At 57.1% G+C, this 21,023-nt stretch carries 16 protein-coding genes; 9 read left to right on the top strand and 7 right to left on the bottom strand.

The features are described from left to right. Nucleotides 1–207: 207 nt before the first annotated feature. The 4 genes from hofQ to pilM all read right to left on the bottom strand — a co-directional run bounded on the left by hofQ (nucleotide 208) and on the right by pilM (nucleotide 3,583). On the bottom strand, nucleotides 208–1,452 hold the full coding sequence (gene hofQ / locus IFU29_RS14715; protein WP_191934580.1) for a DNA uptake porin HofQ: 1,245 nt from the start codon (nucleotides 1,450–1,452) through the stop codon (nucleotides 208–210). After that, nucleotides 1,415–1,780 (bottom strand): HofP DNA utilization family protein, encoded by a 366-nt coding sequence (locus IFU29_RS14710; RefSeq protein ID WP_191934579.1) that lies wholly within the window; start codon nucleotides 1,778–1,780, stop codon nucleotides 1,415–1,417. The genes hofQ and IFU29_RS14710 overlap by 38 nt, the downstream gene beginning before the upstream one ends. Continuing rightward, nucleotides 1,770–1,997 carry a HofO family protein gene (locus IFU29_RS22950; protein ID WP_441004788.1) on the bottom strand — a complete coding sequence of 76 codons (228 nt, stop codon included), beginning with the start codon at nucleotides 1,995–1,997 and terminating at the stop codon, nucleotides 1,770–1,772. Before IFU29_RS22950 ends, IFU29_RS14710 begins: the two co-directional genes overlap by 11 nt. Nucleotides 1,998–2,755: 758 nt before the next feature. Beyond that, nucleotides 2,756–3,583, bottom strand: a complete 828-nt coding sequence (gene pilM, locus IFU29_RS14700) for a type IV pilus biogenesis protein PilM (protein WP_191934578.1) — start codon at nucleotides 3,581–3,583, stop codon at nucleotides 2,756–2,758. Nucleotides 3,584–3,699: 116 nt separating this feature from the next. Between pilM and mrcA the strand changes: the two genes are divergently transcribed. Beyond that, nucleotides 3,700–6,255: a peptidoglycan glycosyltransferase/peptidoglycan DD-transpeptidase MrcA gene (gene mrcA / locus IFU29_RS14695; RefSeq protein ID WP_191934577.1), complete on the top strand. Its 2,556-nt coding sequence runs from the start codon at nucleotides 3,700–3,702 to the stop codon at nucleotides 6,253–6,255. Nucleotides 6,256–6,327: 72 nt separating this feature from the next. Here the strand turns inward: mrcA and nudE are convergent, their stop codons facing one another. Then, nucleotides 6,328–6,894 (bottom strand): ADP compounds hydrolase NudE, encoded by a 567-nt coding sequence (gene nudE, locus IFU29_RS14690; protein ID WP_191934576.1) that lies wholly within the window; start codon nucleotides 6,892–6,894, stop codon nucleotides 6,328–6,330. Between the two features lie 402 nt (nucleotides 6,895–7,296). Here nudE and IFU29_RS14685 point away from each other — a divergent pair, with 402 nt between their 5' ends. The 4 genes from IFU29_RS14685 (at nucleotide 7,297) to pckA (ending at nucleotide 12,864) form a co-directional block, all read left to right on the top strand. Further along, the gene (locus IFU29_RS14685; protein ID WP_191934575.1) at nucleotides 7,297–9,435 is read left to right on the top strand and encodes an intracellular growth attenuator family protein; all 2,139 of its coding nucleotides are present in this window, start codon (nucleotides 7,297–7,299) and stop codon (nucleotides 9,433–9,435) included. A gap of 130 nt (nucleotides 9,436–9,565) precedes the next feature. After that, nucleotides 9,566–9,967: a ribosome-associated heat shock protein Hsp15 gene (hslR, locus tag IFU29_RS14680; protein WP_191934574.1), complete on the top strand. Its 402-nt coding sequence runs from the start codon at nucleotides 9,566–9,568 to the stop codon at nucleotides 9,965–9,967. A gap of 22 nt (nucleotides 9,968–9,989) precedes the next feature. Beyond that, entirely contained in the window at nucleotides 9,990–10,868 is an 879-nt protein-coding gene (hslO, locus tag IFU29_RS14675; protein ID WP_191934573.1) for an Hsp33 family molecular chaperone HslO, read from the top strand. A 376-nt stretch (nucleotides 10,869–11,244) separates the two neighbouring features. Beyond that, a complete protein-coding gene (gene pckA, locus IFU29_RS14670; protein WP_191934572.1) occupies nucleotides 11,245–12,864 on the top strand; it encodes a phosphoenolpyruvate carboxykinase (ATP) in 1,620 nt (539 codons plus the stop codon). Between the two features lie 89 nt (nucleotides 12,865–12,953). Here pckA and envZ read toward each other — a convergent pair whose 3' ends face one another. Together envZ and ompR are read right to left on the bottom strand one after the other, a co-directional pair. Beyond that, complete coding sequence (envZ, locus tag IFU29_RS14665) at nucleotides 12,954–14,315, bottom strand: two-component system sensor histidine kinase EnvZ (RefSeq protein WP_191934571.1); 1,362 nt, start codon at nucleotides 14,313–14,315, stop codon at nucleotides 12,954–12,956. Continuing rightward, entirely contained in the window at nucleotides 14,312–15,031 is a 720-nt protein-coding gene (gene ompR / locus IFU29_RS14660; RefSeq protein WP_001157751.1) for an osmolarity response regulator transcription factor OmpR, read from the bottom strand. Before ompR ends, envZ begins: the two co-directional genes overlap by 4 nt. A 289-nt stretch (nucleotides 15,032–15,320) precedes the next feature. Here ompR and greB point away from each other — a divergent pair, with 289 nt between their 5' ends. From greB to feoB, 4 genes are all read left to right on the top strand, one after another. Next, on the top strand, nucleotides 15,321–15,800 hold the full coding sequence (gene greB / locus IFU29_RS14655; protein WP_191934570.1) for a transcription elongation factor GreB: 480 nt from the start codon (nucleotides 15,321–15,323) through the stop codon (nucleotides 15,798–15,800). 100 nt (nucleotides 15,801–15,900) lie between these two features. Then, nucleotides 15,901–18,234 carry a Tex family protein gene (locus IFU29_RS14650; protein ID WP_191934569.1) on the top strand — a complete coding sequence of 778 codons (2,334 nt, stop codon included), beginning with the start codon at nucleotides 15,901–15,903 and terminating at the stop codon, nucleotides 18,232–18,234. 146 nt (nucleotides 18,235–18,380) lie between these two features. Continuing rightward, nucleotides 18,381–18,623 (top strand): ferrous iron transporter A, encoded by a 243-nt coding sequence (gene feoA, locus IFU29_RS14645; protein WP_191934568.1) that lies wholly within the window; start codon nucleotides 18,381–18,383, stop codon nucleotides 18,621–18,623. Beyond that, complete coding sequence (gene feoB, locus IFU29_RS14640; RefSeq protein ID WP_191934567.1) at nucleotides 18,620–20,923, top strand: Fe(2+) transporter permease subunit FeoB; 2,304 nt, start codon at nucleotides 18,620–18,622, stop codon at nucleotides 20,921–20,923. Before feoA ends, feoB begins: the two co-directional genes overlap by 4 nt. Nucleotides 20,924–21,023: the final 100 nt, after the last annotated feature.

Genomic DNA, 21,023 nt, shown 5'->3' with positions numbered 1-21,023 from the left:
GCTTCATTTATCAGCCGGATGTGGTTGCATCGGCTACGCCGGTTGCGCACGATAAAAAACGGTTAAAAAGCATTCGCTGCTAAGGGCACCTGGCCCGTAATTCAAAATCGCTAAACCTTGTAAGCTAATTCCGCCCTTGCGTCAAACGCAACTGTCAGCAATTTCGGAAAAAACATGCAGGTTCTCTAGTTTGCATCAAAAATGGCATTAATCGCTATGAATCAGTCTCGGTGTGATGAAGATCACCAATTCGCGCCTTTTTTGCTCACGAACGTCATGGCGAAACAGACCGCCCAGCAGGGGGAGATCGCCGAGTAAAGGCACCCGGGTTCGCCCTGTGGCGCTCTGTTGCTGAAAAATGCCCCCCAGCGCCAGGGTCTGTCCATCCTTTAGCATGACCTGCGTATCAATCTCCTGCTTATCAATGGTCAGTACCTCATTTTCGCCGCTGCGCATGTTCCGCCCGGGGGTATTTTGTGAAATATGTAATTTCAGCAAAATCCGACCCTGCGCCTGTACCACGGGCGTAACCTCCATGCCCAGCATCGCTTCTTTGAATTCCATTGTCGTTGAACCGCTATTACCGCTGGCGACCTCGTAAGGAATTTCTGTCCCCTGCCTGATACTGGCCGTCTGCTGATGTGAAGTTAACAGCCGCGGGCTGGCAATAATATCGGCCTGCTGCTCCCTTTGCAGGGCGCTTAATTCGAGATCCAGCAGGCGTCCGTCCAGTTTTGCCACCGTAAACCCGGCGACACCTGCGGGGCGTCCAACACCCAGATCCACACGGAGCTGGCTGGTACGCAGCGCCTCCGACACCGGGTCCGCCCCGCTCAACCCCCAGTTAACCCCTATTTCACGCAGATTTTCTTCACTGATGGTGACAATTTGCGCTGCCAGTTCGACCTGCGCCAGTGGTACATCCAGCTGGCGCACCCAGCGTTCAGCCTGCGTCAGTGCGACGTCGGTATCGCGCAGTAAAATCGTGTTGGTACGGCTGTCCAGAGAAATGCTGCCCCGTGGGGTCATCAAACGAGCGCGTTCGTTTTGCAAGCTGTCATTCACCGCCGTCGCATCCGCATGGTGCAGAGTCACCGTTCGGGTATGCAGCGGCAATGACTGCTCACTGGCTTCCTGCCGGGCAGCCTGAAGACGTTGCTCCTCCTGCTGCCAGCCTGCCGGAAAAACCAGCAGAATGTTCCCCTGCTGCTCTGAGCTTAAACGGCCCATTTTCAGTACCATCTGCAACGCCTGTTGCCAGGGAACCGCCTTCAGGCGCAGTGAGAGCACACCTTCAACCCCGGGAGCCACCATCAGATTGAGCTGCTGATAATCGGCCAGGGCCTGCAAAATTTGCTCTACCGGGGCAGAATCAAACGCCAGAGAGATCCGTGCCTCGCTGGCCATCGCCGGGCTAATCAGTATCAGCCACAGCCAAAATGTTCTCAGCATCCTGTCGTCCTTTTAGTGCCAGCCGCAGGGGGGGCTGGCAGTCCTGTGATGAGGTCAGGGTGACGGCCTCTTCCTCAATGTGAATGATCCGCCATGCGCTATCGGGCAGCCTGTCCCCCTTCCGGGCCCACAGAAGTTTTCCCTGCGGCGAATGCAGCCAGCTGTGATAATGCCCTTGCTGGCCAATGGTCCCCAACAGCCGCCAGCCCACACCAGCCTCCTCTGCGGGCGGGCAGCGGTGACGGTCTTCCGCAAAAAAGGGATCGCGCGCCCGGCCGTCTGAGGTCAGTAACCCCAGCAGCAGGCACGAGGCCAGCTTAACGTTCATCACTGATCTCCATAATCAGCCGCAGCTGCTGCGCATCACGCTGCAGGCTGAAGCGGGGAAGGTCCGGCACGGGTCGCAGGCTGGAAAGATAATTCAGCAGAGCCATAAACCCTGGCCACTGCAGCTGCATCGCCAGCTCACTACCATCTGCAGCAGGATGCCAGTATTCCAGCGTGCCGCCGCTGTGACGCAGCAGTTCTGGCAGCGAGAATGGCACTGCCACCGGTTCAGGCCGCAAGCGCGCTTGTTCCTCCAGTTGTTGCAGTGCCCACAGCGAAGGGCCAGCGGACAGCGCCAGCAGCTGCTGGCGGTAGCGCTGGCTTTGCTGCTGATACTGGTGTGCCAGCCGCTGTTGTTCACGCTGCGCCGGGTGCCACCAGACCAGCCACAGCAAAAACAGCAGTAATAACGCAGTCGCGGTGAAGCTCAANCACTGGCTGGCTACCTCAGGCGGCGTCAGCTCAGCCTGCATATCGAAGGTCATCTCCCCGGTCCGGGTACGCTGAAGGGGCCCCAACGCCACTGGATCCAGCGAGGGTATGTCTGCCAGTCGTTCGCGCAGCTGAAACAAAGGCTGAATATGGCGGCCCACGCCGCGTATCGTCAGGCTCTGCGGGGTTTTAGTCAGTGAGGTCAGCCAGACATCGGCGGGTAAAATGGCCCCCAGCCTGTGTGAAAAAGCCACCCACTGCATCACCTGACGCTGCCGCTGCTGCTGATGCTCCCACTGCTGCTGTCGCTGTTCTGACTGCATTTTCATGGCCAGCCAGCGGTCATTCAGCGCCGCCGCGGCACGCTGCGCCCCTGCCCACTGGGCCAGTGCAGCAGCCTGCTGCTGGTTGAGCTGACGCTGGCACTGTCCACTGAGGACCACCGTGCACAGTGCCAGGCACACCAGCACACTCAACAGACGCCAGAAGCGCCATCGCCTGCGTTGCCCGGCCTGCCGCCAGGGCAGTAAATTGACCCATACCATCAGCAATCCTCCGGCCGTAATGCCAGACCGGTCGCCAGCGCAAAGCACCCGTCACAAGCAGGCAACGGCGGCTGGTAGCACTGTAATGCTGCCAGCGGCGACAGGGCCTGCGTTCCCTCCGGCGGCGCTTCTGTCAGCGCTGAGCTGTACCACACGGTCTCAGTAACCGGCAGATAGCGCTGCCGTAAGGCCTCATAGTCCGGTGCATCCTCACGAGAACACCACCCCCACGGCGAGTCAGCAGACTGCGGGGCATACCACAGCCAGTGGTCACTGAGGCGATGAACCAGCGCCGCCGAGGGCGCAAGGGCCAGCGTGCGGGCCAGCGCATACAGTGCGCCCGGCGTCAGTTCCAGCACGTCAGGCTTGAGCGATGCCTGCTGTAAACAGCCCAGCCAGTTTTGCAATGCGTCACGACGGGCCGCCGTCAGGTAAACGGGCTCCCCCGGGCGGTTGCCGCTGCGGTAATCCAGTGCGAGGGCCTCGGGCGCGATGGGAAAAAATCGTCTCGCCGCCGCCACGATGTAGCTGCTACGATCGGGCTCACGTAATTGCAGGACTGGCGGGGCAAGCGAGTGCTGCATCACCAGCTGCGGCGGAAAGCCAACCCGCAGTGAGATACGGGCAGGAAGCTGTTTACGCCACTGTTGCAGTAACGCCACGACGGCGTCCGGGCGTTGCACCAGACCATTTCTTAACGTATCTTGCGGCAACGTATGCTGCCACCAGTGACGCAGTTGCCAGCCGTTTCGACGGCGCTGGATGCCCAGGGCGCAAAGTTGTCCGTTTTGAATGTCCAGCCCGACTTGCCATGTCTGAAAAGCCATTGACGCGATCTCCTTATCGTCTGTTGAAAAGGACGTATCCAAGGTACAGGCTTGCCTTTATACTACCGCGCGATTGTTTATAAACTGCCCAACCGACTTTAAATGGGAAATATCAGGTGAAGTTCGTAAAGTATTTATTGATCCTTGCAGTGTGTTGCATCTTGCTGGGAGCTGGCTCGATCTATGGTTTATACAAATACATAGAGCCACAGCTCCCGGATGTCGCCACGCTGAAAGATGTGCGTCTGCAGACGCCGATGCAGGTTTACAGTGCTGATAACGAGCTTATCGCCCAGTACGGTGAGAAACGCCGTATACCACTGACCCTGCAACAAATCCCACCGCTGATGGTGAAGGCATTTATCGCGACGGAAGACAGCCGGTTCTATGAGCACCACGGCGTCGACCCGATTGGTATTTTCCGTGCGGCCAGCGTTGCCCTGGTGTCTGGCCATGCTTCCCAGGGTGCCAGTACCATCACCCAGCAGCTGGCACGTAACTTCTTCCTCAGCCCGGAGCGCACGCTGATCCGTAAGGTGAAGGAGGCATTCCTCGCCATTCGTATTGAGCAGATGATGAGTAAAGATGAGATCCTCGAACTCTATCTGAACAAAATCTATCTCGGCTACCGAGCGTACGGCGTGGGGGCAGCGGCACAGGTTTACTTTGGTAAAAGCGTGGATGAGCTGTCGCTGAGCGAAATTGCGATGATTGCCGGCCTGCCTAAAGCACCGTCAACGTTTAACCCGCTCTATTCTCACGATCGTGCTGTGCAGCGTCGCAATACGGTACTGGCGCGTATGCTGGATCAGAAATACATCACTCAGGCCCAGTACACCGAGGCCCGCAATACGCCTCTGGTGGCTAACTATCACGTCCCTGAGATCGCTTTCTCTGCGCCCTATCTGACCGAGATGGTGCGCCAGGAGATGATCAAGCGTTACGGTGAGAATGCTTACAACGACGGTTACAAGGTCTACACCACAGTGACGCGTAAGCTTCAGCTGGCTGCACAGAAATCGGTGCAGGACAACGTGATTGCCTATGATATGCGTCACGGCTATCGTGGTCCTGCCAATGTGTTGTGGAAAGTGGGTGAGCAGGCCTGGGGGCACAGCGAGATTATGAAAACGCTGAAGTCACTGCCGGTTTACGGCCCTCTCTTCCCGGCGGTAGTCACCACCAGCACCAGCGGGGAAGCCACCGCTACCATGCGTGATGGCAGCACCGTTGCACTGGATCTGGACAGCGTTCGCTGGGCGCGACCATTCAAATCGGACACGTTACAGGGTGCCACTCCGCGCTCGGTCAGCCAGGTCTTACAGGCGGGCCAGCAGATTTGGGTGCGTAAAGTCGACAGCGGCTGGCAGCTGGCACAGGTGCCAGATGTGAACTCCTCGCTGGTGTCACTTGACCCGCAAGACGGTGCAGTACGCGCGCTGGTTGGCGGCTTTGACTTCAATCTGAGCAAGTTTAACCGTGCTACCCAGGCGCTGCGCCAGGTCGGTTCCAATATCAAACCTTTCCTGTATACCGCCGCGATGGATCGGGGGCTGACGCTGGCCTCTATTCTGAATGACGTGCCGATTTCCCGCTGGGATGCCGGTGCCGGAGCAGACTGGCGTCCGAAAAACTCACCTAACACCTATTCCGGCCCTATTCGCCTGCGTCAGGGGCTGGGTGAGTCGAAAAACGTGGTGATGGTGCGCGCCATGCGCGCGATGGGCGTTGACTATGCTGCCGAATATTTGCAGCGTTTCGGCTTCCCGGCAGAGAATATCGTCCACACCGAATCGCTGGCGTTAGGCTCGGCCTCCTTCACCCCGCTACAGATGGTTCGCGGCTACTCGGTGATGGCGAACGGCGGCTTCCTCGTTGACCCGTATTTCATTACGCGCATTGATGATGAACAGGGCAATCATGTGTTCGAGGTGAAGCCGAAAGTGGCCTGCCCGGAATGCAACCTGCCGGTTATCTATGGTGAAACCAAAAAAGCGGTGGCCCTGAGCGAAGACAGCGTGGAAAACGTTGCCGTCTCTTCAGAGGGAACGAACGTCGCCGTACCGCAGCCGCAGCTGGAGCAGGTAACCCGGCAGCAGGTTCGTCAGGATGAAGAACCGCAGTACGCACCGCATGTGATTAACACGCCGCTGGCCTTCCTGATCAAAAGTGCGCTGAACTCGAATATTTTCGGGGAACCGGGCTGGATGGGAACCGGCTGGCGTGCGGGTCGCGATCTGAAACGTAACGACATCGGCGGCAAAACCGGTACAACCAACAGCTCGAAAGATGCCTGGTTCTCAGGTTATGGCCCCGGAGTGGTAACGTCGGTGTGGATTGGCTTTGACGACCATCGCCGCGATCTGGGGCGTACTACCGCCTCGGGTGCGATTAAGGATCAGATCTCCGGCTACGAAGGTGGTGCCAAGAGCGCGCAACCCGCGTGGGATGAGTATATGAAAGCCGCGCTGGATGGCGTACCAGTTCAGCCGCTGACGCCGCCTGAGGGCGTGGTAACCGTTAATATTGATCGCAGCACCGGCAAGCTGGCCAACGGTGGGGGGAACACCCGGGCAGAATACTTTATCAATGGCACCCAGCCGACGGAGTATTCCGTCCACGACGTGGGCACCACGCTGATGGATAACGGCGAAAGCCACGAGTTATTCTGATAGCTCACAAAAAGGCCGGGCAATTGCCCGGCCTTTTTTATTCAGCGCCCCGGGCATTCCCGGTCCGGCCATTCAGTAACTCAGCCTGCCCTGCTTCACCAGCCACTCTCTGACCAGAAACAGTGCACTGACGTTTCTTGCTTCGCAAAAATCAGGTTCGTCCAGCAGTGCCAGCAGGTTGTTCAGCGGCCAGCGTAACTGCGGCAGTGGCTCCGGTTCATCACCTTCCAGCTGCTCCGGATAGAGCCCTTCTGCCACCACGATATTCATTTTGCTGGAAAAATAAGAGGGGGCCAGGGTCAGTTTACCCAGCGCCTCGAGCTGACCGGCCCCAAAACCGGCTTCCTCTTTCAGTTCACGGTTAGCCGCGTCAAAAGGCGTTTCTCCCGGATCAATCAATCCCTTCGGGAAACCCAGCTCATAACATTCCAGCCCGACGGCATACTCCTGGATCAGGATCAGATGGTCATCAATGATCGGCACGATCATCACCGCCTCACGGCCAGAAGAGCGCATGCGCTCATAGACGCGACGCGCGCCGTTGCTGAACTCCAGGTCAACCGATTCAACGGTAAACAGTCTGGAGCGCGCCACTGCCTCGACACTGAGGATGGTTGGTTTCTGTAATTGTCTGGTCATACTGGCCCCAGCGAAAAGCCGAAAAGGTTAACGTCATGCCCTACGAAAGTAGGTACTGACCGTGTTATGGTCCATTGTGCGGTAGCCGCCGCAGGAATCCAATCATCGCATGGATCATTTTACTTATTTATAACAAATCATTGTAAACATGAGAAAAATAATTTAAGGAATGTCAATTATCCTGCTAATAATTAGGAATATGCCGATACCAACACGCTTAAATGCCTGGTACCATCAGCTTTGGCCATGCTATACAATTATTCTAATTTTATGATTTTTAGCACTATTTTTAATCACACAGTGGACTGCCAGCACTGTCAAAACTCGCCACACTCGGGTTAATATGACTATAGTCTCGCGCGGGATGGACGACAGGAGCATCGTGGCAGGAATGAGGGGAGCATGAGCACAATAGTCATCATATTGGCTGTAATGCTGGCCTGTTCGGTGACGGCAGGTTGTTTCTTTTGGTACGCTATGCGGCATCGTCCGCCGTTGGCGAAACCACTGCCATTCATCAGCCCCCCCTACCGTAAACTGAGCGACGACGAGCGCACAGCGGTGGAGCGGTACGTCTTAATGCTGGCGAAAAACCGCAGTGATACACTGCCCACCGGGGCAAGCAATACCCCCGAACAGCTGGTGCTCACTTCACAAAGTAATAATGTCTACCCCGTCACCCGCTCCATTACCCGCTACGGCCTCTCTACCGATGAACCCCACAAATGGCGTTACTATCTCGATTCGGTTGAAGTCCATCTGCCCCCGCTTTGGGAGCAGTACATCGCGGAAGAAAACTATGTCGAGCTGATTAAAACGCAAACCATTCCGCTGGTTATTTCCCTGAACGGCCATTCCCTTACCCAGTACAACTGGGAATCTCCCGCGCTGGCCCCCGTGGTGCGCGCCACCGGGCAGAATGCGTCCATTCGCAAGGAAGAGGGGGAGAGCATTGAACTGGTCAGGGTGCGGAAAGAGAGCCAGGAAGAGTATGCCTTAAGTCGTCCGGACGGTACGCGGGAAGCCGTGCTCATTATCACGGCGATGCTGCTGTTTTTCATCAGTCTGGTCGGTCCGCTGGTGCTGATGCCCTGGCTGGTCCTGGCGGGTATCGGTATGATCCTGGTCAGCCTCTGGATGCTGTATCGCCGGCCGACGGAAAAAGACCTGCGCGAAATTCACTGTCTGCGGGGCGCACCGAAACGCTGGGGCCTGTTTGGTGAGTCCAATCAGGGCCAGATCAGCAATATCTCCCTGGGCATCATTGATTTAATCTATCCACCGCACTGGCAGAATTATGTTGCTCAGGATCTTGGCCAGACCACCGAGGTCGATATTTACCTCAACCGTCAGGTGGTACGTCAGGGACGTTTTCTTTCTCTGCAGGATGAAGTGCGTAATTTCCCACTGCAGCGCTGGCGTAAAAACGTCGTGCTGGCCGCCGGGTCGCTTTTCGTTCTGGTGTTACTGATTGCCTGGATCCCCCTGAGTATGCCGCTGAAGTTAAGCATGGCGTGGATTAAGGGCACGGAAAGTCTGCAATTTACCCAGGTCAGCGAGTTAGAAAAATCGCCACTGCACGTGGGTGACAGTCTGAAAGTGAAAGGTACCGGGATGTGCTCTGTTCCGGCCACCTACCAGGGCAACCGCAGTTATGCCTTTATGCCTTTCGACTGTTCAGCCATGTACTGGAATAACGCCGAGCCCCTGCCCCTGCCGCAGTCCGATATTATTGATAAAGCCACGGCGCTTCTGGATACGACCAATCTGCAACTGCACCCGCAGAGCAGCACCGATCCTAAGCTTAACCCGCAGCTGGCTACGGCCATTCAGAAATCCGGCATGATCCTGCTGGATGATTTCTCCGATATCGTGCTAAGAACCCAGGAACTGTGTAACCAGGAGCAGGATTGCGTACGTCTGAAAAATGCCCTGGTGAACCTGGGTAATGCTAAAGACTGGCAAACGCTGGTACGCCGCGCCAACTCAGGAGCGTTGAATGGCATGAACGTGCTGCTGCGCCCGGTCAGCGCCCAGGCGCTGGAAAACCTGGTGAATACCGCCACCTCCTCCTTCTTCTATCGTGAAACGCGTCGTGCTGCAGAGGCGTTAAACAGCCCTCCTCCGGGGGGCTTCCTGATCTTCAGCGATGAAGGCCGCCAGTTGGTGAACCAGCCTGCTCCCGCCGCCTCGTTGTTTGACTACAACGCGCCGGACCAGTGGCCCGAATTACAGCGGCTGGCGGGTATGCTGCTGCATACCCCGTTTGAGGCCAGCGGTATTATTACCAGCATCACCACAGACGCTAACGGCACACGCCACATTGCCCTGCACAGTGAGCCTGACACCATTACGCTGATGCACTACGTGGGCAGCAGCCTGCTGCTGCTGGTTCTCGCCGTGTGCGTGGTGGTCAACACCCTGCTGGCGCTGCGCCGTATTCATCGCAATCGCCTGCGTACGCAGGAGATCCATCAATACTATGAAAAATGCTTTAACCACTCGTTAAGTGATATCCAGACCGTACGGCCCATTTTCTGAGCCGACGGATCTGTACTATTTTTAACAGTGAGACTCTTCTTAACTGAAATAATCCTGGTACCCCCTCCCCCGACGACTTGAAAGCGTCCGGGGAGGCCCCTATATAGGGTTATCCCCATAAGGAGCAGCGATGAAAGAGAAACCCTCAGAAGGGGTCCGGCTCGATAAATGGCTCTGGGCCGCACGCTTTTATAAAACCCGCGCTGATGCCCGTGAAATGGTGGAAGGCGGAAAAGTCCACTATAACGGCCAGCGCAGTAAACCCAGCAAACAGGTGGAAGTCGCCGCCGAGCTGACGCTGCGTCAGGGTAACGATCAGCGCACGGTGGTCATCGAAGCGATCAGCGACAAACGTGGCCCGGCAACCGTGGCACAACAGCTCTATCGTGAAACAGCGGAAAGTATTGAGAAGCGGGAAAAGGTGGCCCTGGCGCGTAAAATGAACGCGCTCACCATGCCGCATCCTGACCGGCGTCCGGATAAAAAGGAACGCCGCGATCTGATGAAATTTAAACATTCTGGCGATGAGTAACGCCAAATTTGAGAGAAATATTATGACCCAGCAAGACCAGATGCACCGTTACCTGTTTGAAAATCATGCTGTGCGTGGCGAACTGGTCACTGTCTCACAGACATGGCAGGAAATCATTCACGGCCATGACTATCCGCAGCCGGTGCAGCAGGTGCTCGGTGAACTGCTGGTTGCCACCAGCCTGCTGACCGCCACGCTGAAATTTGACGGTGATATCACCGTTCAGCTGCAGGGCGATGGTCCGCTGAATATGGCGGTGATTAACGGCAATAATCATCAGGAAATGCGCGGCGTGGCGCGGATGCAGGGCGAGATTGCTGACGGTAGCAGCCTGAAAGAGATGGTCGGCAATGGCTATCTGGTGATCACCATTTCGCCAAAAGAGGGTGAGCGTTATCAGGGCGTGGTTGGGCTGGAAGGTGACACGCTCGCTGAATGCCTGGAAGATTATTTTATGCGTTCAGAGCAGCTGCCCACCCGTCTGTTCATCCGAACCGGTACCAGCGAGTCACAGACGGGTGCCGCCGGGATCCTGCTACAGGTACTGCCAGCCCAGGACGCCAGCCTGGATGAGTTTAATCATCTCGCCACGCTGACCGAAACCATCAAAACGGAAGAGCTGCTGGGCCTGCCTGCGAATGATGTGCTGTGGCGTCTCTACCATCAGGAAGAGGTGACGCTGTTTGAACCGCAGAATGTGGTGTTCAAATGCACCTGCTCCCGCGAACGCTGCGGTGATGTCCTGCGCACCCTGCCGGAAGCTGAAGTGGATCAAATCCTGCAGGAGGATGGCAACATCGATATGCACTGTGACTATTGTGGCAATCATTATGTTTATGATGCGGTGGATATTGCCGCCATTCGTAATGACTCTGCCGCAGGCGATCGGCAGGTACACTAACCTTCAGGGGCCGGAGTCACTCCGGCCTTATCCCCTGCCCCTTTAACACGTCCCTCCGCCAAAACATAATACGATACTCCTGTCGCAAAATGCCGAGTTTTTCACCAGCCAAACCGCACACTTCCCTTATTTATCACTATCAATCCCCACCGTGTTAGCACTATGAATGCAACAGGAGCCAGTACATTTCATCGAAGCAGGGGCCGCTTCTCATTTTTCCTTTTTGGCCCTTTCGCTGCACGCTGACAGGTGTAAACTTCGCGCGATCGTGCCATCCCCGCCCCTGATATGGAAGTTGCGGGGGATGACGGTAATAGAACAATGAAATGCCCCTACACTTTGATGAAGTACAAAAAACCGACAAAGGAGCAGTATTATGCGCACTAACGACCTGACCCCACAGGACCTCGTCGCTTATGGCATCACTGATACGGTTGAAGTGGTTCATAACCCTGGCTATGAAGCCCTCTTCAGGGAAGAAACTCAGCCCGGTTTAAGCGGATTTGAACGCGGTATCGTCACTCAGTCTGGCGCCGTGGCGGTTGATACCGGGATTTTTACCGGCCGTTCGCCGAAAGATAAATACCTGGTGCGCGATGAAACAACCCGCGACACCCTGTGGTGGAACGACCAGGGCAAAGGTAAAAATGATAATCAGCCCCTCTCTCAGGAGACCTGGCAGTCGCTAAAATCCCTTGTCACCCGGCAGCTCTCCGGCAAACGTCTGTTTGTAGTTGACGCCTGGTGCGGGGCCAATCCTGACTCCCGTCTGAGCGTCCGCTTTATTACAGAAGTCGCCTGGCAGGCACACTTCGTGAAAAACATGTTTATCCGCCCGGATGAAGAGAGCCTGAAACACTTCGTGCCCGACTTTGTGGTCATGAACGGGGCGAAATGCACTAACCCTGACTGGAAGGCGCAGGGGCTGAATTCAGAAAACTTTGTGGCGTTTAACCTCACGGAAAACATGCAGCTTATCGGGGGAACCTGGTACGGTGGCGAGATGAAAAAAGGGCTGTTCACCGTCATGAACTATCTGCTGCCGCTGAAGGGCATTGCCTCCATGCACTGCTCGGCTAACGTCGGTGAAAAAGGTGATGTGGCGATCTTTTTCGGCCTCTCAGGCACCGGAAAAACCACCCTGTCGACCGACCCGCGACGCCAGCTGATCGGCGATGACGAACATGGCTGGGATGATGACGGCGTGTTTAACTTCGAGGGGGGGTGTTACGCCAAAACCATCAAGCTGTCGGAGAGCGCGGAACCGGAGATCTATCACGCTATCCGGCCGGATGCCCTGCTGGAAAACGTGGTGGTCCGCAGCGACGGATCGGTAGACTTCGATGACGGCAGCAAAACCGAGAATACCCGCGTTTCCTACCCGATTTACCATATCGACAACATCGTCAAACCGGTTTCAAAAGCAGGACATGCAAAGAAAGTGATCTTCCTGACGGCCGATGCCTTCGGCGTCCTGCCGCCGGTTTCACGCCTGACGGCTGACCAGACCCAGTACCATTTCCTGTCAGGGTTTACCGCCAAGCTGGCAGGGACCGAGCGTGGCGTTACCGAACCGACTCCCACCTTCTCCGCCTGCTTTGGTGCCGCCTTCCTGACGCTGCATCCCACGCAGTACGCAGAAGTGCTGGTGAAACGGATGAACGCCGCCGGAGCTGAAGCCTGGCTGGTGAACACCGGCTGGAACGGCAGCGGCAAGCGCATTTCCCTGAAAGACACGCGGGCCATCATCAACGCCATCCTCAGTGGCGACATCGGTCATGCGGATACGGTAACGCTGCCGATCTTCAATCTGGAAATACCGCTGAGTCTGCCGGGTGTCGACAGTGCGCTGCTTGACCCGCGAAATACCTATGCGGATGAAGCGCAATGGGAAAGCAAGGCACGGGATCTGGCACAGCGTTTTATCACCAACTTTGATAAATTTACCGATACCAAAGCGGGGGCAGCGTTGGTGAAAGCCGGGCCGAAACTGTAAGGGGAACAGGGAAACGCCCGGGCAAGCAGGTTGCCCTCCCTGCACGGGCGGCCCTTTTCAGGGTCGCCCGGCATGACTTCGATCGGGCGTTATTTTTGCGGCTGGCCAACCGTACCTGCTGGCAGCGCTGCTGGAGGCAGAGGCAGCCAGGCACGAATCAGCAGCCCACCCTTGTCGCTTTTTCCGATCTCAAGAGAGCCCTGGTGGGCGTCGATAATACGCTGGACGATCGCCAGGCCCAACCCGGTTCCGCTGGTGCTGCGGGCGCTATCGCCGCGCACAAACGGCTGGAACAGATGCTTAAGCTGGTCAGGCTCAATGCCGGGGCCATCATCCTCGACCTGGAACCAGGCCCGGTGAAGCTCACGACCGGAGCTGACTTTAATCCAGCCATTGCCATAGCGGGCGGCATTCACCACCATATTGGCCAGCGCACGTTTAATGGCCAGCGGGTTTATCTCCAGCATCAGCTCATCAGACATCACGGCATTTTCAATCTCACGCTCATATCCACTTTCTGCCGCCACCACCTCACCCAGTACGCTGTTCAGGTCGGCGCGTTCAAACTGCATCTCCTGCCCGGTGCGCAGATAGTCAATAAACTGCTCGATAATCGCATTGCACTCTTCGATATCTTTATTGATCGACTCCGCCAGGTAACCGTCCTGCTCTGACATCATTTCCGTCGCCAGGCGAATGCGCGTCAGCGGGGTTCTCAGATCGTGACTGACCCCGGCCATCAGCAGTGTACGGTCATCGGCCAGCTGTTTCACACCCGACGCCATCTGATTAAACGCCCGCGTCACGGAGCGCACTTCAGAAGCGCCGTACTCACGCAGCGGCGGCGGAATAATGCCCTTACCCACCTGTAACGCCGCGTGTTCCAGCTCCACCAGCGGGCGGTTCTGAATGCGGATAAACAGCCAGGCACCGCCGATCGCCAGCAGCATAATCGCCAGGGTATAGCGGAACAGCGGGGAGAAGTCACCCTGATGGATTTCGGTCAGCGGCACGCGCACCCAGATGTCCGGCGACAGCCAGGTTTTCAGCCACACCACCGGCGAGTTCTTATTCACCTCGACGCGAACATCAGTGGGGCCGCCGAGCTGCTGTGCCATCTGCTGGCTGAGGAACTGATAGTGCTGCGCCCAGCGTAATCCGCTCTCTTCCGCCGCTGCATTGGTATACAGCGAGATGCCCAGTTCACGGTAAATTTCACGGCGGAAAGCGGGTGGCACTTCCAGCTGCGTACCATCTTCCAGCTGTAACCGGTCGGTCATCAACATGCGCACTTCATAAGCCAGCACTTTATTGAACTGTTGCAGGCTCGGCAAAATGGCAAAGTTCAGCACCACCAGATAGGTCGTTACCAGGCTGACGAACAGCAAGGTAACGATCAACAGTAACGTACGGGCAAATGAACTGCGGGGAGAGAAGCGGAATCGCCTCATGCTTTACTGCCGTCCGGCACAAAGACGTAGCCCAGGCCCCAGACGGTCTGGATGTAGCGTGGGTGAGCGGGATCTTCTTCAACCATACGGCGCAGACGAGAGATCTGTACGTCGATGGAACGTTCCATGGCACTGTACTCACGGCCACGAGCCAGATTCATCAGCTTGTCGCGGGACAGCGGCTCACGCGGGTGACTCACCAGCGCTTTCAGTACGGCGAACTCACCGCTGGTCAGCGGCATCGGTTCGTCTTCACGAAACATCTCACGGGTACCGAGGTTCAGCTTGAACTTACCGAACGCAATGACCGCTTCTTCCTGAGAAGGCGCACCCGGCAGCTCATTCGCCTGACGGCGCAGCACCGCACGGATACGGGCCAGCAGTTCACGCGGGTTAAACGGTTTTGGAATATAGTCATCAGCACCAATTTCCAGGCCCACGATGCGATCCACTTCTTCGCCCTTCGCGGTGACCATAATAATCGGCATCGGGTTGCTCTGGCTGCGCAAACGGCGGCAGATAGACAGGCCGTCTTCCCCCGGCAACATCAGATCAAGCACCATCAAATGGAAGGACTCACGCGTCAGCAGACGGTCCATCTGCTCGGCGTTGGCCACGCTGCGCACCTGAAAACCCTGCTCGGTCAGATAACGCTCCAGCAGAGCACGCAAACGCATGTCATCATCTACCACCAGGATTTTGTAATTCTCTTGCATTTCGACACTCCCAAAGGCGCAATTGCCTGAGCCTGTATTTTCAAAAAAGATGCCTGAATGTAACAGTCAATAATGGTTTATATTGTAGCCGAAATTGTTACAAAGCATATTAAACAGCAGCTTATCTTTAAAATACCTTCGCATAATGCGGCAAAGCGACCGCGTTAGTCCGGGTATTTATCATGACAAACAAGCAGTAACGTCACGGAATAATTCAGAACAACGGATTTGCATCCTGCAACGCAGCACAACAAAATAGTCCCCTGTCACGAAGAAGAATGGCGCAACGATGAAAACCAAACTGATCACTCGCGAAGGCTACAACCGGCTCAAGCAGGAGCTGGACTTTCTCTGGCGCGAAGAGCGACCAGAAGTCACCAAAAAAGTGACCTGGGCTGCCAGCCTGGGTGACCGCAGCGAAAACGCCGATTATCAGTACAATAAAAAGCGCCTGCGGGAAATTGATCGTCGCGTGCGCTACCTCACCAAGTGTCTTGAACAGCTGCGCATTGTTGACTATTCCCCCCAGCAGGATGGCAAAGTCTTTTTCGGTGCCTGGGTCGAGGTGGAAAACGACGAGGGCGACGTGAAACGCTTTCGCATTGTCGGCTACGACGAAATCTTTGGCCGTAACGACTATATCTCGATTGACGCCCCCATGGCGCGTGCCCTGCTGAAAAAAGAGACGGGCGATGCGGCTATCGTGCAGACCCCGGCAGGCGAAGCACTGTGGTACGTCAACGAGATCAGCTATGTAAAAGAGTCCTAATCGCGCCGTTGCCGCGCCGCAGACCGCCCGATAACTGGCATTCTGCGGCAGCAATCCGTATAACTGTTGCCAATTTCTTCCGCTAAAAAGTATCCCAACCATGATGAATGATTCACTGAGCCGACTGATTGCAAGTGAGCTGCAGGCCAGAGCAGAACAGGTTGAAGCCGCTGTTCGCCTGCTGGACGAAGGAAACACCGTGCCGTTTATCGCACGTTACCGAAAGGAAGTGACCGGTGGGCTGGATGATACCCAACTGCGCCAGCTCGAAACGCGCCTGAGTTATCTGCGTGAGCTTGCCGACCGCCGCCAGTCCATCCTGAAATCCATTGCCGATCAGGGAAAACTGACCGACGAGCTGGCAGCAGCCATTAACGCCACCCTGAGTAAAACCGAGCTCGAAGATCTCTATCTTCCCTACAAGCAGAAGCGCCGTACGCGCGGGCAGATCGCCATTGAGGCCGGTCTGCAACCGCTGGCAGAAACGCTGTGGCAGGAGCCCTCTCACGATCCTGAACAGCTGGCAGCCCGCTATGTCGATGCGGATAAAGGTGTTGCAGATACCAAAGCCGCGCTGGATGGTGCCCGTTATATCCTGATGGAGCGCTTTGCCGAAGACGCCGGTCTGCTGGCTAAAGTCCGCGACTACCTGTGGAAAAATGCGCACCTGGTTGCCCGGGTTATTGAGGGTAAAGAGGAGGAAGGCGCAAAATTCCGCGACTACTTCGATCATCACGAAGCATTAGCCACAGTGCCCTCCCACCGTGCGCTGGCCATGTTCCGCGGCCGTAACGAAGGCATCTTACAGCTGGCCCTGAATGCCGATCCGCAGTTTGACGAACCGCCGCGCGAAAGCCACGGTGAGCAGATCATCACCGAACACCTGAATCTGCGCCTGAACAATGCCCCGGCAGATGCCTGGCGTAAAGCCGTGGTCAGCTGGACCTGGCGTATCAAAGTACTGCTGCACCTCGAAACTGAACTGATGGGTACGGTACGCGAGCGCGCCGAAGACGAGGCGATCAACGTCTTCGCCCGTAACCTGCACGACCTGCTGATGGCCGCCCCGGCGGGCATGCGCGCCACCATGGGCCTCGATCCCGGCCTGCGTACCGGGGTGAAAGTCGCAGTCGTCGATGCCACCGGCAAGCTGGTCGCCACCGACACGATTTATCCTCATACCGGGCAGACCGCTAAAGCCGCTGCCGCCGTGGCCGCGCTCTGTACCCGACATCAGGTTGAGCTGGTCGCCATTGGTAACGGCACCGCTTCACGCGAAACTGAGCGTTTCTACCTGGAAGTACAAAAACAGTTCCCGCAGGTGCAGGGCCAGAAAGTCATCGTCAGCGAAGCCGGAGCCTCGGTCTACTCCGCCTCCGAGCTGGCAGCGCTGGAGTTCCCGGGGCTGGATGTCTCCCTGCGCGGCGCGGTGTCCATTGCCCGTCGCCTGCAGGATCCGCTCTCCGAGCTGGTGAAGATCGACCCGAAATCCATCGGCGTGGGCCAGTATCAGCATGACGTCAGTCAGAGCCAGCTGGCGAAAAAGCTTGATGCCGTGGTGGAAGACTGCGTTAACGGCGTCGGTGTGGATCTGAACACCGCCTCCGTTCCCCTGTTGACCCGCGTGGCCGGTCTGAGCAAGATGATCGCCCAGAACATCGTCGCCTGGCGTGACGAAAATGGCCGCTTCCAGAACCGCCAGCAACTGCTGAAGGTCGGTCGCCTGGGACCCAAGGCGTTTGAACAGTGCGCCGGGTTCCTGCGTATCACTCAGGGGGATAATCCGCTGGATGCCTCCACGGTGCACCCGGAAGCCTATCCGGTGGTAGAGCGTATCCTCGCAGCTACCGAACAGGCGCTTAACGACCTGATGGGGAACCCGACGGAATTACGCAGCCTGAGAGCCGTTGATTTTACCGACGAGCGCTTCGGTGTTCCGACCGTCAGCGATATCATCAAAGAGCTGGAAAAACCGGGCCGTGACCCGCGTCCGGAGTTTAAAACCGCGCAGTTTGCTGATGGTGTCGACACCATGAACGATCTGTTGCCAGGTATGGTACTGGAAGGGTCCGTGACCAATGTGACAAACTTTGGTGCCTTCGTTGATATCGGCGTCCATCAGGACGGTCTGGTGCATATCTCCTCACTGTCCGATAAGTTTGTCGACGATCCGCACAAAGTGGTGAAAGCCGGTGATGTGGTGAAAGTGAAGGTGATGGAAGTCGATTTACAGCGCAAACGTATTGCGCTGACGATGCGCCTTGACGAACAGCCGGGAGAAACCAGCGCGCGCCGTGGCGGTGGCAATCATGCCGCCAGCGGCCGTGACAACGCCCGACCGGCAAAAGCCAGCCCCAAACGCCCTGCCGCCCAGCCAGCGGGTAACAGTGCGATGGGGGATGCCCTCGCCGCTGCATTTGGCAAAAAAAGCTGATCCTGTCGGCGGGCCTGCGGGCCCGCCCTTTTTCCTCAATCTTGTCCCTCTCCCTGCGCTATAAGTTGCTCCACATCAATGTGAGCAATAATCACTCTCATTAAAATTCTCAGTGTCTTTTCTTCCGCAGCATACAGGCACCTACCATGCAACTGATCCCACAGCACTCCTACCGCATCGCTGGCTTCTCACCCGCTATCAACCCGGCATTTCGCCAGAAATTAATGGCGCTGGGCCTGTTACCCGGCTCCACCTTTCAGCTGATCCGCGTGGCACCGCTGGGCGATCCTTTGCATATTGAGACCCGACGCGTCAGTCTGATGCTGCGTAAAAAAGACCTGTCCCTGCTACAGCTGGAAGTGGTGAACCCGGTGGGAGACATCGCATGAAGGCCTGTACCATTGCGCTGACGGGGAATCCGAACGTGGGTAAAACCACCCTGTTTAACCAGCTTACCGGTTCACGTCAGCGGGTCGGTAACTGGGCCGGGGTAACCGTGGAACGCAAAGAGGGGCAGTTCAGCACGGCCGAGCATCAGGTGCGGCTGGTCGATCTTCCCGGCTGCTACTCACTCACCACCCTGTCAGCGCAGGCCTCGCTGGACGAGCAGATTGCCTGTCAGTATCTGCTGGAAGGCGAAGCCGACCTGGTGATCAACGTGGTGGATGCCAGTAACCTTGAGCGTAACCTCTATCTGACCCTGCAACTGCTGGAGATGGGACAACCCTGTATTGTCGTGCTGAATATGCTGGATATTATTGAAAGCCAGCAGACCAAAATGGATCTCACGGTGCTGGCGCAGGCGCTGGGCTGCCCGGTGGTACCGATGGTATCAACACGCGGGCGCGGCATCGATCTCCTGAAGAGTACCCTCGATGGCGACAGGCCGGAGAATACCCCGCTGGCCGTTCCTTATCCGGCATCGCTGCAACCGGTGATGGACGCACTGGCTGCGGCGCTACCGGCCTCCACGCCAACGCCGCAAAAACGCTGGCTGGCCCTGCAGATGCTGGAAGGCGACATCGCCAGCCAGCAGCAGTTTCCGGCCGCTGCCGCCCTCCTGCCGGCACTGACGTCGTCGCTGCAGGAGGATGTTGCGCAGACTATCGTCAGCAGCCGCTATCAGTTCATAGAGTCACTCTGCCACCGGGTGATCCATGAGGCGGGCACGCGCGCGGCATTCAGTCAGCGGCTGGATCAGCTGACCCTGAACCGCTGGCTCGGCCTGCCGGTCTTTCTGCTGGTGATGTATCTGATGTTCTTCCTTGCCATCAATCTCGGCGGGGCGCTACAGCCTCTGTTCGACCTCGGTTCCGCCGCCCTCTTTATTCAGGGCACGCAATGGCTGGGTGTGACATTACATCTGCCGGTATGGCTAACGCTGTTTCTGGCCCAGGGCATTGGCGGAGGGATCAATACCGTGATGCCGCTGGTGCCGCAGATTGGCATGATGTACCTGTTTCTCTCCCTGCTGGAGGACTCCGGCTATATGGCGCGCGCCGCCTTTGTGATGGATCGGCTGATGCAGGCCCTCGGGCTGCCGGGAAAATCCTTTGTGCCGCTGATCGTCGGCTTCGGCTGTAACGTGCCGTCAGTGATGGGCGCACGCACGCTGGATGCCCCCCGTGAGCGTCTGATCACTGTGCTGATGGCACCGTTTATCTCCTGCGGAGCCCGGCTGGCTATCTTTGCCGTCTTTGCCGCAGCCTTCTTCGGCCAGGGTGGGGCACTGGTGGTGTTCAGCCTCTATCTGCTTGGCATCTGCGCGGCGATTGCCACCGGCCTGCTGCTCAAGCATACCCTGATGCGCGGAGAGGCCAGCCCGTTTGTGATGGAGCTGCCGCTGTGGCATATGCCCCACGCGAAAAGCCTGCTGCTGCAGACCTGGCAGCGCCTGCGTGGCTTTGTGCTGCGCGCAGGGAAAGTGATCGTGATGGTCAGTATGCTGATCGGCGCGCTGAACAGTTTTTCTTTTAGCGGCCAGCCGGTCAGTCACCTGAATGATTCCGCGCTGGCCAGCGTCAGCCGCATGCTGACCCCACTGCTGGCTCCTATCGGGGTGCATGACGATAACTGGCAGGCCACCGTGGGCCTGCTGACCGGGGCGATGGCAAAAGAGGTGGTGGTCGGTACGCTTAATACCCTGTACACCGCTGAGGCGCTGCAGCAGCAGCCCTTTGATGCCAGCCAGTTCAGCCTCAGTGGTCAGCTGTATGATGCCGTAGCCGAAACCTGGCAGGGCATTAAAGCTACCTTCAGCCTGAGCGTTCTCGCTAACCCGATCGAGGCCAGTAAAGGCGACGCCGAGATGGCCAGCGGGGCCATGGGTACCATGCACAGTAAATTCGCCAGCGACGCGGCGGCCTACAGTTATCTGATTTTTGTACTGCTGTACGTGCCCTGCGTCTCTGTGATGGGGGCCATTGCCCGTGAAAGCAGCAGCCGCTGGATGATGTTCTCCATTCTGTGGGGGCTGGATCTGGCGTATTCCCTGGCGGCCCTGTTTTATCAGGTCTCCAGCTTCCGGCTGCACCCGGGCAGCAGTAGCCTGATTATTGCCGCCGTGCTGTTGGTTAACGCGCTGCTGATGGCCGCCCTGCGCCGTGTCAAAATCACGCCGGCGCTGATCCCGGTAAAAAACATCACCCACAGCTGCACGTCCTGTGAAAAAAAGGGCCGCTGTCACTGATCTCCCGTCAGACAGCTGCGCGAGACGGAGCGGGAAGGGTTGTGTTTTTTTGACCAGCGTCTACAGTGAAAAATAACGCCTGAATTTTTCACTCGCGGTG

This window comes from Erwinia persicina, assembly GCF_014838825.1.
Lineage (GTDB): Bacteria > Pseudomonadota > Gammaproteobacteria > Enterobacterales > Enterobacteriaceae > Erwinia > Erwinia persicina_A.
The sequence above is the reverse complement of the archived record's forward strand: the minus strand, read 5'-3'. Positions and strand labels throughout refer to the sequence as shown.

Excerpts from the sequence above, each read along its gene's own strand:
- feoB (WP_191934567.1), top strand. The coding sequence starts at position 18,620 with ATGAAGGCCTGTACCATTGCGCTGACGGGGAATCCGAACGTGGGTAAA.
- nudE (WP_191934576.1), bottom strand. The coding sequence starts at position 6,894 with ATGACCAGACAATTACAGAAACCAACCATCCTCAGTGTCGAGGCAGTG.
- feoA (WP_191934568.1), top strand. The coding sequence starts at position 18,381 with ATGCAACTGATCCCACAGCACTCCTACCGCATCGCTGGCTTCTCACCC.
- ompR (WP_001157751.1), bottom strand. The coding sequence starts at position 15,031 with ATGCAAGAGAATTACAAAATCCTGGTGGTAGATGATGACATGCGTTTG.
- IFU29_RS14685 (WP_191934575.1), top strand. The coding sequence starts at position 7,297 with ATGAGCACAATAGTCATCATATTGGCTGTAATGCTGGCCTGTTCGGTG.
- pilM (WP_191934578.1), bottom strand. The coding sequence starts at position 3,583 with ATGGCTTTTCAGACATGGCAAGTCGGGCTGGACATTCAAAACGGACAA.
- IFU29_RS14650 (WP_191934569.1), top strand. The coding sequence starts at position 15,901 with ATGATGAATGATTCACTGAGCCGACTGATTGCAAGTGAGCTGCAGGCC.
- pckA (WP_191934572.1), top strand. The coding sequence starts at position 11,245 with ATGCGCACTAACGACCTGACCCCACAGGACCTCGTCGCTTATGGCATC.
- hslR (WP_191934574.1), top strand. The coding sequence starts at position 9,566 with ATGAAAGAGAAACCCTCAGAAGGGGTCCGGCTCGATAAATGGCTCTGG.
- envZ (WP_191934571.1), bottom strand. The coding sequence starts at position 14,315 with ATGAGGCGATTCCGCTTCTCTCCCCGCAGTTCATTTGCCCGTACGTTA.
- greB (WP_191934570.1), top strand. The coding sequence starts at position 15,321 with ATGAAAACCAAACTGATCACTCGCGAAGGCTACAACCGGCTCAAGCAG.
- IFU29_RS14710 (WP_191934579.1), bottom strand. The coding sequence starts at position 1,780 with ATGAACGTTAAGCTGGCCTCGTGCCTGCTGCTGGGGTTACTGACCTCA.
- hslO (WP_191934573.1), top strand. The coding sequence starts at position 9,990 with ATGACCCAGCAAGACCAGATGCACCGTTACCTGTTTGAAAATCATGCT.
- hofQ (WP_191934580.1), bottom strand. The coding sequence starts at position 1,452 with ATGCTGAGAACATTTTGGCTGTGGCTGATACTGATTAGCCCGGCGATG.